Origin of the sequence: Rhizobium rosettiformans W3 (assembly GCF_004912135.1) — a bacterium.
Classification (GTDB): Bacteria; Pseudomonadota; Alphaproteobacteria; order Rhizobiales; family Rhizobiaceae; genus Allorhizobium; species Allorhizobium rosettiformans.
This window is the reverse complement of sequence record NZ_STGU01000003.1, coordinates 316,607-332,679: the sequence shown is the minus strand read 5'-3', so window position 1 is coordinate 332,679 and position 16,073 is coordinate 316,607. Positions and strand designations below refer to the sequence as shown.

Sequence of the window (16,073 nt, the reverse complement as noted above, 5' to 3'; positions counted from 1 at the left end):
CCTCTGGCCGTCACCCCCGCGTCATGCGCGTGGCGATCGGCGTCTTCCAGTAGAACTGGTGTACCAGAAGCGCCAGGATATGCACCGCGATCAATAGCCACATGAGTGCCTTCAGCGGACCGCCATGCACGAAGCCTGCGGTTTCATTGCCGAAGTAGTAGGCGCCGATGCCGCTGAGCGGGATGAGGAAGAACAGCGCGTAGAAGGTGCCATGGGCGAGCTTCGCGGCCAGCTGGAGGAGCGGCGGCTCCTCGGCCGGCGCCGGTGGCGCGCCACGTTTAAGCCGAATGGCAAGCCGGACAAGCCCGAGACAGAGAACCGCGATACCCACATAGGCATGGATATTGGCGAAGGTCAGATCGTCGGCCGAGGGCACTTCACCACGCTCATAGGCTTCGGCGACCTCTTCCATCGCATCCGAGAAGATGAGGTTGAAGAGGATGAGCAGGGCCATCAGCCAGTGCAGGGCCTTTTGCGGGATCGAATAGGAGGTCGGGGCGAGAGCAGCCATCGGTCATTGCCTTTTCGTGCGGTTCCAGGGAGGCATTGCCCAGACAATGATAAAGGCCGCCGCTTGTGGAGCAAGCGACGGCCTTCAATCTTACCGAAATATAATATTTGACCTATGTCAGGTCAGCCGCATCACATGTGCAGCGGCTTGAAGAAGGTCGCGAGTGCGGCTTCCTTCACGGCTTCCGACATGGTCGGATGCGCGTGGCAGGTGCGGCCGAGATCTTCCGAGGAACCGCCGAACTCCATCAGCACGGCCGCCTCGTGGATCATCTCGCCGGCACCGAGGCCGATGATGTGCACCCCGAGAACGCGATCCGTGTCCTTGTCGGCGAGAACCTTGACGAAACCGTCGGAGGCGAGCATGGCGCGGGCGCGGCCGTTGGCGGTGAACGGAAACTTGCCGACCTTGTACGATACGCCTGCGGCCTTCAATTCTTCCTCGGTCTTGCCGACGGAGGCGACTTCCGGCTGGGTGTAGACGACACCCGGGATGACGTCGTAGTTCACATGGCCATGCTGGCCGGCGAGGATTTCGGCGAGTGCCACGCCCTCGTCTTCCGCCTTGTGGGCGAGCATCGGGCCCTTGACCACGTCGCCGATGGCATAGATGCCGGCGACATTGGTGCGGTAGTGGCCGTCAATTTCGACGCGGCCACGGTTATCGAGCGCAACGCCGGCTTCTTCGAGGCCGAGGCCTGCGGTGTAGGGCTTGCGGCCGGTAGCGACGAGCACGACATCGGCTTCCAGCGTCTGGGCTTCACCGCCCTTGACCGGCTCGAACGTCACCTTGGCGCCTTCGCCCGACTTTTCGACACCAGTGACCTTGGCGCCGAGATTGAATTCCATGCCCTGCTTGGCAAGGATGCGCTGGAACTGCTTGGAGACTTCGCCGTCCATGCCGCCGAGGATCGTGTCGAGATATTCGACCACGGTCACCTTGGCGCCGAGACGCGACCAGACCGAGCCGAGCTCGAGGCCGATGACACCGCCGCCAACGACGATCATCTTGCCCGGCACCTTTTCAAGCGCGATACCGCCGGTCGAGGACACGATGACCTTCTCGTCGATCTCGACGGCAACCCCCGGAATGCCGGCGACGTCGGAGCCGGTGGCAATCACGATATTCTTGGTTTCGAGAACCTGGACTTCACCGGCATCGTTGGTGACCTCAACCTTGCCGGCGCCGAGGATCTTGCCCGTGCCCTGGATGCCGTCGATCTTGTTCTTCTTGAAGAGGAACGAAACGCCCTCGACGTTCGACTTCACGGTCGCATCCTTGTGCGCCATCATCTTTGGCAGGTTCAGCGTCGGTGCACCGACATCCACGCCGAGGTCGGCCATGCCATGGGCAGCGTGGTGAAAGACTTCCGATGCATGCAGCAGGGCCTTGGACGGGATGCAGCCGATGTTGAGGCAGGTGCCGCCATAGGTGGCGCGCTTTTCGACCACGGCAACCTTCATGCCGAGCTGGGCCGCCTTGATGGCGCAGACATAGCCGCCGGGGCCGGAGCCGATAACGATGACATCATAAGACATGGGAGCTTCCTTCGTTTTCGACGGTTATCGACCGCCGCTGACATTCAAGATGGCACCCGTCACATAGGATGCCTGAGGCGAGAGGAGATAAAGAACGCTGTCGGCCACTTCGTCCGCCGTCCCGGGCCTTTGCATCGGAACGATCGGCGCGAGGTCGCGAGCGCGGTTCGGCAGGCCGCCCGATGCGTGGATTTCGGTATCGATGATGCCGGGCCTGATAGCATTGACCCGAACACCTTCCGTTGCGACTTCACGCGCAAGCCCAAGGGTGAACGTGTCGACAGCACCCTTGGCAGCGGCATAGTCGACATATTGCCCGGGCGCTCCGAGCACGGCTGCGATGGAGGACAGGTTGACGATGACACCGCCCTGCCCGCCATGCTTCGTCGACATCCGCTTCACCGCCTCCGTGGCGCAGCGGATCTTGCCGATCACGTTGATGGCAAAGATGCGGTCGAGCCGCGCGCGGTCGAATTCATCGACCCGCGCCGTGACATCCACCACACCGGCATTGTTGACGAGACCATGAAGCGGCCCAAGACGATCGACAGCGGCAAAGATGGCGGCGACACCCTCTTCCGTGCCCGTATCGCCCTGGACGATCTCGGCCCTGGCACCCTGCGCCCGGCAATCGGCGGCGACGGCTTCTGCAGCCGACTGGTCCGAGCGGTAGTTGACGATCAGGTCATAACCCTGTGCGGCGGCCTTGCGGCAGACGGCGGCACCGATTCCGCGGCTGCCGCCGGTGACGAGAACGAGGGGACGCTGGCTCATGCTGCACATCCCTTGAACTCGAAGACATCCCAGGGCGCTGCCTCCATGCCCTTGCCGATCACGGAGGACAGGACAGCCGGCCCGAGGCCGGGCAGGAGAATGGCGTCCGGCGCGTCGGCGCCTTCCGGCGGCAGAAGGTCCACGTGGCCGGTCTTTTCGTCGATGCCGTAGACGATGCCCTTCCAGATGGTGCAGGCGGCGATATCCGCGCCCGTCACGTCACCCTCGGGGCAGTTGTTCATCAGCATCGCCACCGGCCGTTCGATCTCGGGGTCGAACATGACATGGCCATCGAGCTTGAAGGAGCCGATCTCGCTGCGGAAGCCGTGGCTGACAGGCGTATTCTCGCCGCTCGCCGCCGAGAACACGAGTTCGACGCCGGTTTCGGCTTCGCGATAAGTCGTCTTCTCGATCGGGCAATTGGCGGCGAAGGCCGCGTCAGCGAGCGCGAGCGCTGCCAGAAGTATTATTGCCCTTGAAGACGCGCCCATCCCGCACCTCAAAACGCCAGCGCGAGGAACATGAGGCCGAGGCCGGCCATGGCACCGAGCCAGACGAGCGAGCGGATATAGGGAATGCCGGCGAGATAGAGCGGGTAGTAGACGATGCGTCCGACGAACCAGATGATCGCGCCGGTCAGTCCGAGACCGGAGACTTCGCCGGTAAACAGCAGCCCGGCGGCCAGTGCGATGAAGGCCGGATAGGTTTCGCGGAAATTCGAGGACGCGCGCGCGGCACGGCCGGCGAGCTTGCCCGCCGGCTGTTTGCCTTCATCACGCGGGCCGGCATTCCACTCCGTGCCCAACTCCTTGGTGGCGAGCATGCCCTGCAGAAGGACATGCGCGACAAGCAGAACTACGCTCCAGGCGAGGAGCAGGACAAGCGGAGAGGCGGAAGCGGAAACCGGCTCCATTGTGAAGTCTCCTTAGAGGTCGAGAACCAGACGTTCCGGATCCTCAAGGCTTTCCTTGACGCGAACGAGGAAGGTAACGGCTTCCTTGCCGTCGACGATGCGGTGATCGTAGGAGAGCGCGAGATACATCATCGGACGGATGACGATCTGGCCACCGACGACGACCGGACGCTCCTGGATCTTGTGCATGCCGAGGATACCCGACTGCGGGGCGTTCAGGATCGGCGACGACATCAGCGAACCGTAGACGCCACCGTTCGAGATGGTGAAGGTACCGCCCTGCATGTCGGCCATCGACAGCTGACCGTCACGGGCAGCCTTGCCGAGGCGACCGATTTCCTTTTCGATTTCGGCGATCGACATCTGGTCGGCATCGCGCACGACCGGAACCACGAGACCCTTGTCCGTGCCGACGGCAACGCCGACATGGCAGTAGTTCTTGTAGATGATGTCGGTGCCGTCGATTTCGGCGTTGACAGCCGGCAGTTCCTTCAGCGCATGCGTGACGGCCTTGGTGAAGAAGCCCATGAAGCCGAGCTTCACGCCATGCTTCTTCTCGAAGATGTCCTTGTAGCGGTTGCGCAGGTCCATGACGGCCTTCATGTCCACCTCGTTATAGGTGGTGAGCATGGCGGCCGTGTTCTGGGCGTCCTTGAGGCGCTTGGCGATCGTCTGGCGCAGACGGGTCATCTTCACGCGCTCTTCGCGCGAGGCGTCGTCAGCCGAAGAGGCCGGACGCGGTGCAGCCGGAGCGGCGGCCGGAGCCGGTGCGGCGGGACCCTTGGCGATGGCGGCGAGCACGTCACCCTTCAGGACCTGACCGCGCTTGCCGGAGCCGTCGACGTCGGACGTGGAGATGTTGTTGTCGGCAGCGAGCTTGGCAGCAGCCGGAGCAGCCGGCATGGACGAAGCGGCAGCAGGGGCGGACGGAGCGGCGGCTGCCGGAGCGGGCGCAGCAGCCGGAGCCGGTGCGGCGGCCGGAGCAGGTGCAGCGGCGCCGGCGGAGCCCGCAGCGCCTTCGGCGATCTGGCCGAGCAGCGCGCCGAGACCGACAGTCTCGCCGTTCTGGGCAACGATTTCGGTCAGAACGCCCGAGGCAGGCGACGGGACTTCGACGGTCACCTTGTCGGTTTCCAGTTCGACGAGCGGCTCGTCAGCCTTCACGGTGTCACCGACCTTCTTGAACCAGGTGCCGATGGTGGCTTCGCTGACGGATTCGCCGAGGGTGGGTACGCGGATTTCAGTGGCCATGATCTCAATTCCGTTGGTCAGAGAACGTTACGGTCTGCGGGGAGTAGTCTGGGCGGATCAACCGCCCAGAGCGTCCTCGAGGAAGGCTTCGAGCTGGGCGAGGTGCTTGGACATCAGGCCGGTTGCCGGCGAGGCAGCGGCCGGACGGCCGGTGTAGCGCACCCGCTGGTACTTTGCGTCGATATGGGCAAGCACCCATTCCAGATAGGGATCGATGAACGACCAGGCGCCCATGTTCTTCGGCTCTTCCTGGCACCAGACCATCTCCGCATTGCGGAAGCGCGAGAGCTCGTTGATGAGCGCCTTGGCCGGGAACGGATAGAGCTGTTCGATGCGCAGCAGGTAGATGTCGTCGATGCCGCGCTTTTCGCGCTCTTCGAGCAGGTCGTAGTAGACCTTGCCCGTGCACATCACGACGCGACGGATCTTCGCATCCTTCTGCAGCTTGATCGGGCCGTCCTTGATGACCTCGGCATCGTCCCACAGCAGGCGGTGGAACGAGCTTTCGCCGGCCATTTCGGCAAGGCTCGACGTGGCGCGCTTGTGACGCAGCAGCGACTTCGGCGTCATCATGATCAGCGGCTTGCGGAAGTCGCGCTTCATCTGACGGCGCAGGATGTGGAAGTAGTTCGCCGGCGTCGTGACGTTGGCGACCTGCATATTGTCTTCTGCACACATCTGCAGCCAACGCTCGAGGCGGGCAGACGAGTGTTCCGGACCCTGACCTTCATAGCCATGCGGCAGAAGGCAGACGAGACCGGACATGCGCAGCCACTTGCGTTCGCCCGACGAGATGAACTGGTCGAAGACGACCTGTGCACCGTTGGCGAAGTCGCCGAACTGGGCTTCCCAGAGCGTCAGCGCGTTCGGACGGGCGAGCGAATAGCCGTATTCGAAACCGAGCACGGCTTCTTCGGACAGCATCGAGTTGATGACTTCGTAGCGCGCCTGGTTCGGAGCGAGATTGGCAAGCGGGATGTAACGCTCTTCGGTCTCCTGATCGTAGAGAACCGAGTGGCGCTGCGAGAAGGTGCCGCGTTCGCAATCCTGGCCGGACAGACGGATCTTGTGGCCTTCGACGGCAAGCGAACCGAAAGCAAGGGCTTCGCCCATCGCCCAGTCGATGCCTTCGCCGGTCTCGATCATCTGCGAGCGGTTTTCCATGAAGCGCTGGATGGTGCGATGTGCCTTGAAGCCTTCCGGAATGGTCGACAGCTTGCGGCCGATTTCCTTCAGCTGCTTCATCGGCACGGCGGTTTTGCCGCGACGCTGCTCGTCGGCATTGTCGGCAGTGCGCAGACCCGACCAGGCACCATCGAGCCAGTCGGCCTTGTTCGGCTTGTAGCTCTGGCCGGCCTCGAACTCCTGCTCGAGATGCGCGCGCCAGTCGGCCTTCATCTTCTCGAGTTCGCCTTCCGAGATCAGGCCTTCCGCGATCAGACGTTCCCCATAGAGCTGAACGACCGTCTTGTGGGCGCGGATTTCCTTGTACATCTTCGGCTGGGTGAAGCTCGGCTCATCGCCTTCGTTGTGACCGAAGCGGCGATAGCAGAACATGTCGACGACGACAGGCTTGTGGAACTTCATCCGGTATTCGGTGGCAACCTTGGCCGCGTAGACGACGGCTTCCGGATCGTCACCGTTTACGTGGAAGATCGGCGCTTCGATCATCTTGGCGACGTCGGACGGATAAGGCGACGAGCGCGAGAAGGCCGGATTGGTGGTGAAGCCGATCTGGTTGTTGATGATGAAGTGCATGGTGCCGGCAACGCGGTGACCGCGCAGGCCGGAGAGACCGAGGATTTCGGCAACGACGCCCTGACCGGCAAAGGCCGCATCACCGTGCAGAAGCAGCGGCAGAACTTTCGCGCGCTCCTTGAGCGGAATAACGTCGCCTTCCCAGGCCTTGGCAATCTGGTCCTGCTTGGCACGGGCCTTGCCCATGACGACAGGGTTGACGATTTCCAGGTGCGACGGGTTTGCCGTCAGCGACAGGTGTACCTTGTTGCCATCGAATTCGCGGTCGGAGGACGCGCCGAGGTGGTACTTCACGTCGCCCGAGCCTTCGACTTCGTCGGGCTTGAACGAACCGCCCTTGAACTCGTGGAAGATCGCGCGATGCGGCTTGCCCATGACCTGGGACAGAACGTTCAGGCGGCCGCGATGGGCCATGCCGAGAACGATCTCTTCCATGCCTTCCTGGCCGCCGCGCTTGATGATCTGCTCGAGTGCCGGGATCAGCGATTCACCGCCGTCGAGACCGAAGCGCTTGGTGCCCTTGTACTTGACGTCGATGAACTGCTCGAAGCCCTCTGCCTCGATCAGCTTCTGCAGGATGGCCTTCTTGCCGTTCGGCGTGAACTCGACGCCCTTGCCCGGGCCCTCGATGCGCTCCTGGATCCAGGCCTTTTCTTCCGGATTAGAGATATGCATGAACTCGACGCCGAGCGTCGAGCAATAAGTGCGCTGCAGGATGTCGAGCATCTGCGGGATCGTGGCGTATTCCAGACCCAACACGTTGTCGATGAAGATCTTGCGGCCGTAATCGGCTTCGGTGAAGCCGTAAGCGGTCGGGGACAGTTCGTTGTAGTCGTCGACCGGAGCGGCGAGACCGAGCGGGTCGAGCTTGGCATGCAGGTGACCGCGCATGCGATAGGCGCGGATCATCATGATGGCGCGAACGCTATCACGGGTTGCCTGCAGCACTTCGGCTTCGGAAACCGGCTTGCCCGTGGAAGCGGCGGTCGCTTCGGCCTTGGCCTGAACCTTCTTCTCGATGGCCTTCTCGACCACGCCCCAGTTGCCGTCGAGCGCGTTGACGAGATCACCGCCTTCGGCGATCGGCCAGTTCTTGCGCTTCCAGGAGGCGCCAGAGGCTGCCTTCTTCACGTCGCCGGGATTGTCGGCGAGCGCCTTGAAGAAGGCCTGCCATTCGTCGGAGACCGAAGAAGGGTCTTCCTGATAGCGTGCGTAAAGCTGTTCGATATAGGCCGCATTCGATCCGTCGAGGAAGGACGTGATCAGAAACTGCTCGTTGGCTTCTTGCCTACCCATTGTGTTTCGCGAGCGTCTCGGCTCGCCTCCCGACTTGAATTGATGGCCGGATGCCCGGCCTGCCGCTCGCGATCGCAAAAAGCGAATCGTCCTAAAGATGCGAAGTCCAGGCGTAGGATTGGAGGACCAATCCTACGCCTGGCTTGATTTTCGTCAGGTCTTAGCCCTTGAGGACTTCGACCAGGGTCTTGCCCAGGCGTGCCGGCGAAGGCGAAACCTTGATGCCGGCGGCTTCCATGGCGGCGATCTTCGATTCCGCATCGCCCTTGCCACCGGAAACGACAGCACCGGCATGGCCCATGGTGCGGCCCTTCGGCGCCGTACGGCCCGCGATGAAGCCGGCCATCGGCTTCTTGCGGCCCTTCTTGGCTTCGTCGATGAGGAACTGCGCCGCATCTTCTTCAGCCGAACCGCCGATTTCGCCGATCATGATGATCGAGGTGGTTTCCGGGTCTGCCAGGAACATCTCGAGCACGTCGATGAATTCGGTTCCCTTGACCGGGTCGCCACCGATACCGACGGCGGTCGTCTGGCCGAGGCCTTCGTTCGAAGTCTGGAACACCGCTTCATAGGTCAGAGTTCCCGAGCGCGAGACGATACCGACCGAACCCTTGCGGAAGATCGAGCCCGGCATGATGCCGATCTTGCATTCTTCCGGCGTCAGGATGCCCGGGCAGTTGGGGCCGAGCAGCCGCGACTTGGACTTGTCGAGCTTGGCCTTGACCCGCACCATGTCCATGACCGGGATACCCTCGGTGATGCAGGTGATGAACGGGATCTCGGCGTCGATCGCCTCGATGATCGCGTCAGCAGCCCCTGCCGGCGGAACGTAGATCACGGATGCGTCCGCACCGGTCTTTTCCTTGGCTTCGGCAACGGTCGCGAAGATCGGCAGGGTTTCACCCTTGGAGCCGGTCCAGTTTTCGCCACCCTTCTTCGGATGGATACCGCCGACCATCTGCGTGCCGTAATAGGCAAGCGCCTGTTCGGTGTGGAAGGTACCGGTCTTGCCGGTCAGGCCCTGCACGAGGACCTTGGTGTTCTTGTTTACAAGAATAGACATCAGTTAGGTCCCTTGAGATTAGCCGTTGATCGCCGCGACGATCTTCTTGGCGGCGTCGTCCAGATCGTCGGCTGCGGTGATCGCGAGGCCGGATTCGTTCAGGAGCTTCTTGCCAAGTTCGACATTGGTGCCTTCGAGGCGAACGACGAGCGGAACCTTCAGACCGACTTCCTTCACGGCGGCAATGACGCCTTCCGCGATGACGTCGCACTTCATGATGCCGCCGAAGATGTTGACGAGGATGCCCTCGACCTTCGGGTCGGCGGTGATGATCTTGAAGGCAGCCGCGACCTTCTCCTTGCCGGCGCCACCGCCGACGTCGCAGAAGTTTGCCGGCTCCTTGCCGTAGAGCTTGATGATGTCCATCGTCGCCATGGCGAGACCGGCACCATTGACCATGCAGCCGATATTGCCGTCGAGGGCGACATAGGCGAGGTCCCACTTGGAGGCTTCGATTTCCTTGGAGTCTTCTTCCGTTTCGTCGCGCAGTTCGCGTACGTCGTCGTGACGGAAGAGGGCGTTGCCGTCGAAGGAGACCTTGGCGTCGAGAACGCGCAGGTGACCGTCCTGCATGACGATCAGCGGGTTGATCTCGAGGAGCGCCATGTCCTTCTCGGAAAAGGCCTTGTAGAGGATCGGGAAGAGCGACTTCGCGTCTTCGGCAGCAGCACCGGTCAGTTCCAGCGCAGCCGAGATCTTGGCAACGTCGGCATCGGTGACGCCGGCCTGCGGATCGATTGCGATCGTGTGGATCTTCTCGGGCGTGTCATGGGCCACGGCCTCGATGTCCATGCCGCCTTCGGTCGAAACGACGAAGGCAACCTGGCCGACCGAGCGGTCGACGAGGAGCGAGCAGTAGAGTTCGCGAGCGATGTCGGCGCCGTCTTCGATGTAGAGACGGTTGACCTGCTTGCCGGCATCGCCGGTCTGGGCGGTTACCAGCGTGTTGCCGAGCATGTCCTTGGCATGTGCCACGACCTCATCGATCGACTTCGCCAGGCGAACGCCGCCCTTGGCGTCGGGGCCGAGTTCCTTGAACTTGCCCTTGCCGCGGCCGCCGGCATGGATCTGGCTCTTGACCACGTAAAGCGGGCCAGGAAGCTGCTTGGCAGCAGCTTCGGCTTCTTCGACCTTGAGGATCGCCACACCCTTGGCGACCGGTGCACCGAAGCTCTTCAGAAGAGCCTTGGCCTGATATTCATGAATGTTCATTGTCATGTCCCTGTTGTGGGCCGCCCTGTCGGGCTGGTGGCAATTACTTGAGAGCCGGAGCGATGTTGATGCAGGCTTCGCAGAGGCCGGCAACGGCGCCGACGGACTTCTGGAAGGCTTCTTCTTCGGCCTTGTTCAGGTCGATCTCGATGATGCGCTCGACACCGCCTTCGCCGATGATGACGGGAACGCCGACATACATGTCCTTCACGCCATACTGGCCGGTGAGGTAGGCGGCGCAAGGCAGAACGCGCTTCTTGTCCTTGAGGTAGGACTCGGCCATCTCGATGGCGGAAGCAGCAGGTGCGTAGTAAGCCGAACCGGTCTTGAGCAGGCCGACGATTTCGGCGCCGCCGTCGCGGGTGCGCTGGATGATTTCTTCGAGGCGCTCTTTGGTGACCCAGCCCATCTTGACGAGGTCGGTCAGCGGGATGCCGGCGATCGTGGAGTAGCGGGCGAGCGGCACCATCGTGTCGCCGTGGCCGCCGAGAACGAAGGCGGTGACGTCTTCGACCGATACGTTGAACTCAGCCGAGAGGAAGTGACGGAAGCGGGCGGAATCGAGAACGCCAGCCATGCCGACGACCTTGTTGGCCGGCAGGCCCGAGAACTTCTGCAGAGCCCAGACCATCGCGTCGAGCGGGTTGGTGATGCAGATGACGAAGGCGTTCGGAGCATACTTCTTGATGCCGGCGCCGACCTGTTCCATGACCTTAAGGTTGATGCCGAGCAGATCGTCGCGGCTCATGCCCGGCTTGCGGGCGACACCGGCGGTGACGATGCAGACGTCTGCGCCTTCGATGGCGGCGTAGTCGCTCGCACCGGAGAGCTTGGCATTGAAACCTTCGACCGGACCGGACTGGGCGATATCGAGACCCTTGCCCTGCGGGATGCCGTCGGCAATGTCGAACAGGACGATGTCGCCCAGTTCCTTCAGACTGGCGAGATGCGCCAGCGTTCCACCAATCATTCCAGAACCGATAAGAGCGATCTTTTTGCGCGCCATTGTAGACTTCCTTTTGGATCCGCGACCAAGGTCGAGACAAGTTTTAGCCTGCCCTTGTGGACAAACCGCATAGCTCCAAAGGGTCTAAATCGCAAACGATAATTTTCGGTGTATCAATTTCAATCGGTTAGAACATAAAATTCTTACGTAAACGTCAAATATTATGTCACTTGGCCGTCATGATTTTGTCGTTTTGACTGATGCAGCTCCAGATAATCGGCGCTGCGCATCTCGAAAAGACGCGAAACTGTGCGGTCGAATTCGAAGCCTTCGGTGCCCTTTTTCTCCGTCAGCAGAGCCTCGGGCATGGCAACGGCGGAGGCGAAAAGCCTAACGCTCGCATCGTAAAGCGCGTCGATGAGGATGATGAAGCGTTTCGTCTCGTTGCGCTTCTCCGGACCGAGATGCGGGATGTTCTCGACGAAGACGACGTCGAACCGCTTGGCAATCGCCAGATAATCGGATGCGCCAAGCGGCCGCTCGCAAAGATCGCGGAAACTGAAGCGTGCGCATCGATTGGCCGCGCGGGACACTTCGATCACCCGCCCTTTCATCTGGATCGAGACGGGAGCCTCGGGAGCCCCCTCGGTCACGCGTTGCCAGGCGATATCCATCATCTTGGGAGCGTCGTCGAGCGGCGCGATGTAGACCGGCAGGCTCTCCATCTTCTCCAGCCGATAATCGGTCGGGGAATCCAGCGTCGATACCTGGACGTTCTTTTTCAGGAGATCCACGAAGGGGAGGAAGAGCCCGCGATTGAGGCCGTCCTTGTAGAGATTGTCCGGCTCGACATTCGAGGTCGCAACGAGCGTGCAGCCGCGCGCAAAGAGCTCGGTGAAGAGCCGGGCGAGGATCATCGCATCCGCGATATCGGTCACGGTGAATTCGTCGAAGCAGAGGAGTTGAGCCTCCTCGCGCAGGGCTGCGGCGACCGGAGGCACCGGATCCGCCTGCTTGGTCTCGCCGGCCTTGAGTTTCTGGCGATGGGCATGGATGCGCCCATGCACATCGGCCATGAATTCATGGAAATGGGCGCGGCGCTTCTGCTCGACGGGCGCCAGCTTGAAGAAAAGGTCCATCAGCATGGTCTTGCCGCGACCCACACTGCCATGGACATAAAGTCCCTTGATCGGAATTTCCGGCTTGCGTGATCGGGCGAACATCCAGCCTAGGGCACTTTTCTTGGCCGCCGGCTTGCGCGCCTTCAGCTCTGTCAGGATGCGATCGAGCTTCTCGGCCACATCGAACTGGTAACGGTCGGGCTGAAGCGTCCCCGCCTCCGTCATAGCGCGCAATTGCTCAGCGACGCTCAAGCCGTAGTCAGGAATTGGCTGCATGAAATGGTGTCCCGCCGGGAGGGTGGCCCCTTGCGGGCCACCGCAGGAATGAGAATGGGATCAGCGGCTCAGGCTGATCGGCTGCCCCGAGGCGGAGCTGCCGTCGAAACGCGCATCGGCCGTCTTGTAGACGCTGCCGATCGTGTTGCCGTTGCGGTCCTTGAGCACGACGGCCTTGCCGGACACTTCCCACGACCCCATGGTCGTCAGCTCGCCGGCGCAGCCGCGCGTACCGCCACGCGAGCCGCTGCCAAGATTGGTGAGCGTCAGGAACATGTCGCAGCTCGTGCCGGCGCTCTGGACGCGCCAGTTGCCGACCATCGATTCCTTGGTGACATCAAGCGCGGTCGCGGGCGCGCCGGCTGCCGGATCGAGAGCAGCCGTGGTCGTGGCCGGAGCCGCCGGGAACTGCGACGGGTCGGCGCTGCCCGGAGGCGGCAGCTGGCCGGACTGTACGGATGGAACGGGCTGCGCCTGCAGCGGCGGAAGGGCGCTGTTGGCGGCGTTCATGCTGCTATAGGATGTACGCTGGCACCCCGCGAGCGCCAGAAGGATGGCTGCTCCGGTGACTGCATGGCTGAATTTCATCATTATACTCCCGCTCTCGCGACCTGCGCCGCAACCTGCCGTACAACTGGGTTAGAAATATGTTACGCGAATATGGTTAATCAAGTTCCATATCACGTTCGATCGATAGCCGGCACTATAAGGATAAATTAAGGCCGCCCGAAACTGTTCCCGGGCGGCCTCGCAATCTTGTGACGATGTGGCTCAGGCGCGACGCTCGACCATCATCTTCTTGATCTCGGCAATCGCCTTGGCCGGGTTCAGACCCTTCGGGCAGGCCTGTGCGCAGTTCATGATCGTGTGGCAGCGATAAAGACGGAACGGATCCTCGAGATTGTCGAGACGTTCACCGGTCGCTTCATCTCTGGAATCGATGAGCCAGCGATAGGCCTGCAGGAGGACAGCAGGACCGAGGTAACGGTCGCCGTTCCACCAGTAGCTCGGACAGGATGTCGAGCAGCAGGCGCAGAGAATGCACTCATAGAGACCGTCGAGCTTCTGACGATCCTCGTGGCTCTGCTTCCATTCCTTGGCCGGCGTCGGCGAAACCGTCTTCAGCCAGGGCTCGATCGAGCGGTGCTGGGCGTAGAAGTTGGTGAGGTCAGGCACGAGGTCCTTCACCACCGGCATATGCGGCAGCGGATAGACCTTCACGGTGCCATTGATCTCGTCCATGCCCTTGGTGCAGGCGAGCGTGTTCGTGCCGTCGATGTTCATCGCGCAGGAACCGCAGATTCCTTCGCGACAGGAACGGCGCAGCGTCAGCGTCGGGTCGATATTGTTCTTGATGTAGAGAAGTCCATCGAGAACCATCGGACCGCAATCATCGACATCGATGTAGTAGGTGTCGATGCGCGGATTGGCACCATCATCCGGATTCCAGCGATAGATCCGGTATTCGCGCACATTCTTGGCACCGGCCGGCTTCGGCCAGACCTTGCCTTCCGTGACCTGGGAATTCTTGGGGAGAGCGAGTTCTACCATGATGAGTTCCTCAAATCAGTAGACGCGAGCCTTGGGCTCGATCTTCTTCGGATCGATCCCGTCGGCGATGAGCTCGGTATGAACAGGACGGTAGTCGAGCTTGACGTCGCCCTCTTCCGATACCCAGGCCAGCGTGTGCTTGCGCCAGTTGGCATCGTCGCGACCGCCCATCGGGCCGTCCTTGTAGTCTTCGCGGGCATGCGCGCCGCGGCTTTCCTTGCGGGCCTCGGCGCCATAGACCGTGGTGATCGCATTGGCCATCAGGTTGTGCAACTCGAGCGTTTCGACCAGATCGGAATTCCAGATCATCGAGCGGTCGGTGACCTTGATGTCGGGCAGTTCCTTCCAGATCGCCGACAGACGCTGGCAACCGCTTTCCAGCGATTCCTGCGTACGGAAAACGGCTGCGTCTTCCTGCATGGCGCGCTGCATCTTGTCGCGCAGCACGGCAGTCGGGGTCTGGCCAGAGGCATGACGCGTCTTGTCGAAGCGGGCCATGATGGCGTCGCAGGCCTGGACGTTGAGCGCCGGGATCGGCTCGGCCTTGTTGATGACTTCGGCAGCCCGGATCGCAGCGGCGCGACCGAAGACCACGAGGTCGATCAGCGAGTTGGAGCCGAGACGGTTTGCGCCATGAACGGATGCGCAACCGGCTTCGCCGACGGCCATCAGACCCGGGATGATGCGTTCCGGGTTGCTGGAATCGGCATTCAGCACTTCGCCCCAGTAATTGGTCGGAATGCCGCCCATGTTGTAGTGAACCGTCGGCAGAACCGGGATCGGCTCGCGGGTGACATCAACGCCAGCAAAGATCTTCGCCGATTCCGAGATGCCAGGCAGGCGCTCGTGCAGGACCGCCGGATCGAGGTGGTCGAGATGCAGGAAGATGTGGTCCTTGTTCTTGCCGACGCCGCGGCCTTCACGGATTTCCATCGTCATGCAGCGCGAGACGACGTCACGCGAGGCAAGGTCCTTCGCCGACGGCGCGTAACGCTCCATGAAGCGCTCGCCTTCGGAGTTGACGAGATAACCGCCTTCGCCGCGCGCACCTTCGGTGATCAGACAGCCGGCGCCGTAGATGCCCGTCGGGTGGAACTGCACGAATTCCATGTCCTGCAGGGGAAGGCCGGCACGGGCAATCATGCCGCCGCCGTCACCGGTGCAGGTGTGCGCCGAGGTGGCCGAGAAATAGGCGCGGCCATAGCCACCGGTCGCCAGAACCACCATCTTGGCGGTGAAGCGATGGATCGTGCCGTCATCGAGGTTCCAGGCAACGACACCCGTGCAGCGACCGTCTTCCGACATGATCAGGTCGAGCGCGAAATACTCGATGAAGAATTCGGCATTGTTGCGCAGCGACTGGCCATAAAGCGTGTGCAGGATGGCGTGGCCGGTACGGTCGGCGGCAGCGCAGGTGCGCTGCACCGGCGGGCCTTCGCCGTAGTTCTGCATGTGGCCGCCGAACGGACGCTGATAGATCTTGCCTTCTTCGTTACGCGAGAAGGGCACGCCGTAATGCTCGAGCTCATAGACCGCCTTCGGCGCTTCCATGGCGAGATACTGCATGGCGTCGACATCGCCGAGCCAGTCGGAACCCTTGACGGTATCGTAAAGGTGCCACTGCCAGCAGTCCGGCGTCATGTTGTTGAGCGAGGCGGCGATACCGCCCTGTGCCGCGACCGTGTGCGAACGGGTCGGGAAGACCTTGGTGATGCAAGCCGTCTTGAAGCCCTGTTCGGCCATGCCGAGCGTGGCGCGCAGACCGGCACCACCAGCGCCGACGACCACCACGTCATAGGAATGGTCAACATAGGTGTAGGCTTTGCCGGTCTGGGCGAAGTTGTGAATGGTTGCCATGTTGAT

14 protein-coding genes are annotated in these 16,073 nt (G+C 61.9%); all 14 read right to left on the bottom strand.

Annotated features, from left to right (window positions below; all coding sequences use genetic code 11):
* Positions 1 to 10: 10 nt before the first annotated feature.
* On the bottom strand, positions 11 to 511 hold the full coding sequence (locus FAA86_RS07655) for a cytochrome b (RefSeq protein ID WP_136539490.1): 501 nt from the start codon (positions 509 to 511) through the stop codon (positions 11 to 13).
* A 131-nt stretch (positions 512 to 642) separates the two neighbouring features.
* On the bottom strand, positions 643 to 2,049 hold the full coding sequence (gene lpdA / locus FAA86_RS07650; protein WP_136539488.1) for a dihydrolipoyl dehydrogenase: 1,407 nt from the start codon (positions 2,047 to 2,049) through the stop codon (positions 643 to 645).
* 24 nt (positions 2,050 to 2,073) lie between these two features.
* Entirely contained in the window at positions 2,074 to 2,823 is a 750-nt protein-coding gene (locus FAA86_RS07645) for an SDR family oxidoreductase (RefSeq protein ID WP_136539486.1), read from the bottom strand.
* Positions 2,820 to 3,314, bottom strand: a complete 495-nt coding sequence (locus FAA86_RS07640; protein ID WP_136539484.1) for a hypothetical protein — start codon at positions 3,312 to 3,314, stop codon at positions 2,820 to 2,822. Before FAA86_RS07640 ends, FAA86_RS07645 begins: the two co-directional genes overlap by 4 nt.
* 8 nt (positions 3,315 to 3,322) lie before the next feature.
* Positions 3,323 to 3,736 carry an MAPEG family protein gene (locus FAA86_RS07635; RefSeq protein ID WP_136539482.1) on the bottom strand — a complete coding sequence of 138 codons (414 nt, stop codon included), beginning with the start codon at positions 3,734 to 3,736 and terminating at the stop codon, positions 3,323 to 3,325.
* Between the two features lie 12 nt (positions 3,737 to 3,748).
* Entirely contained in the window at positions 3,749 to 4,987 is a 1,239-nt protein-coding gene (odhB, locus tag FAA86_RS07630; protein WP_136539480.1) for a 2-oxoglutarate dehydrogenase complex dihydrolipoyllysine-residue succinyltransferase, read from the bottom strand.
* Between the two features lie 57 nt (positions 4,988 to 5,044).
* Positions 5,045 to 8,041 (bottom strand): 2-oxoglutarate dehydrogenase E1 component, encoded by a 2,997-nt coding sequence (locus FAA86_RS07625; protein WP_113461511.1) that lies wholly within the window; start codon positions 8,039 to 8,041, stop codon positions 5,045 to 5,047.
* A gap of 160 nt (positions 8,042 to 8,201) precedes the next feature.
* The gene (gene sucD / locus FAA86_RS07620) at positions 8,202 to 9,104 is read right to left on the bottom strand and encodes a succinate--CoA ligase subunit alpha (RefSeq protein ID WP_113461512.1); all 903 of its coding nucleotides are present in this window, start codon (positions 9,102 to 9,104) and stop codon (positions 8,202 to 8,204) included.
* 18 nt (positions 9,105 to 9,122) lie between these two features.
* Positions 9,123 to 10,316 (bottom strand): ADP-forming succinate--CoA ligase subunit beta, encoded by a 1,194-nt coding sequence (gene sucC / locus FAA86_RS07615; protein WP_136539478.1) that lies wholly within the window; start codon positions 10,314 to 10,316, stop codon positions 9,123 to 9,125.
* Positions 10,317 to 10,359: 43 nt separating this feature from the next.
* Complete coding sequence (gene mdh, locus FAA86_RS07610) at positions 10,360 to 11,322, bottom strand: malate dehydrogenase (RefSeq protein ID WP_113461515.1); 963 nt, start codon at positions 11,320 to 11,322, stop codon at positions 10,360 to 10,362.
* Positions 11,323 to 11,483: 161 nt separating this feature from the next.
* Positions 11,484 to 12,659 carry a cell division protein ZapE gene (zapE, locus tag FAA86_RS07605; protein ID WP_136539476.1) on the bottom strand — a complete coding sequence of 392 codons (1,176 nt, stop codon included), beginning with the start codon at positions 12,657 to 12,659 and terminating at the stop codon, positions 11,484 to 11,486.
* 60 nt (positions 12,660 to 12,719) lie between these two features.
* Positions 12,720 to 13,247, bottom strand: coding sequence for a protease inhibitor Inh/omp19 family protein (locus tag FAA86_RS07600; RefSeq protein WP_113461517.1), 528 nt, complete (start codon positions 13,245 to 13,247; stop codon positions 12,720 to 12,722).
* A gap of 183 nt (positions 13,248 to 13,430) precedes the next feature.
* Positions 13,431 to 14,210, bottom strand: a complete 780-nt coding sequence (locus FAA86_RS07595; RefSeq protein ID WP_113461518.1) for a succinate dehydrogenase iron-sulfur subunit — start codon at positions 14,208 to 14,210, stop codon at positions 13,431 to 13,433.
* A 15-nt stretch (positions 14,211 to 14,225) separates the two neighbouring features.
* Positions 14,226 to 16,067 carry a succinate dehydrogenase flavoprotein subunit gene (sdhA, locus tag FAA86_RS07590; protein WP_136539474.1) on the bottom strand — a complete coding sequence of 614 codons (1,842 nt, stop codon included), beginning with the start codon at positions 16,065 to 16,067 and terminating at the stop codon, positions 14,226 to 14,228.
* Between the last annotated feature and the right edge of the window lie 6 nt (positions 16,068 to 16,073).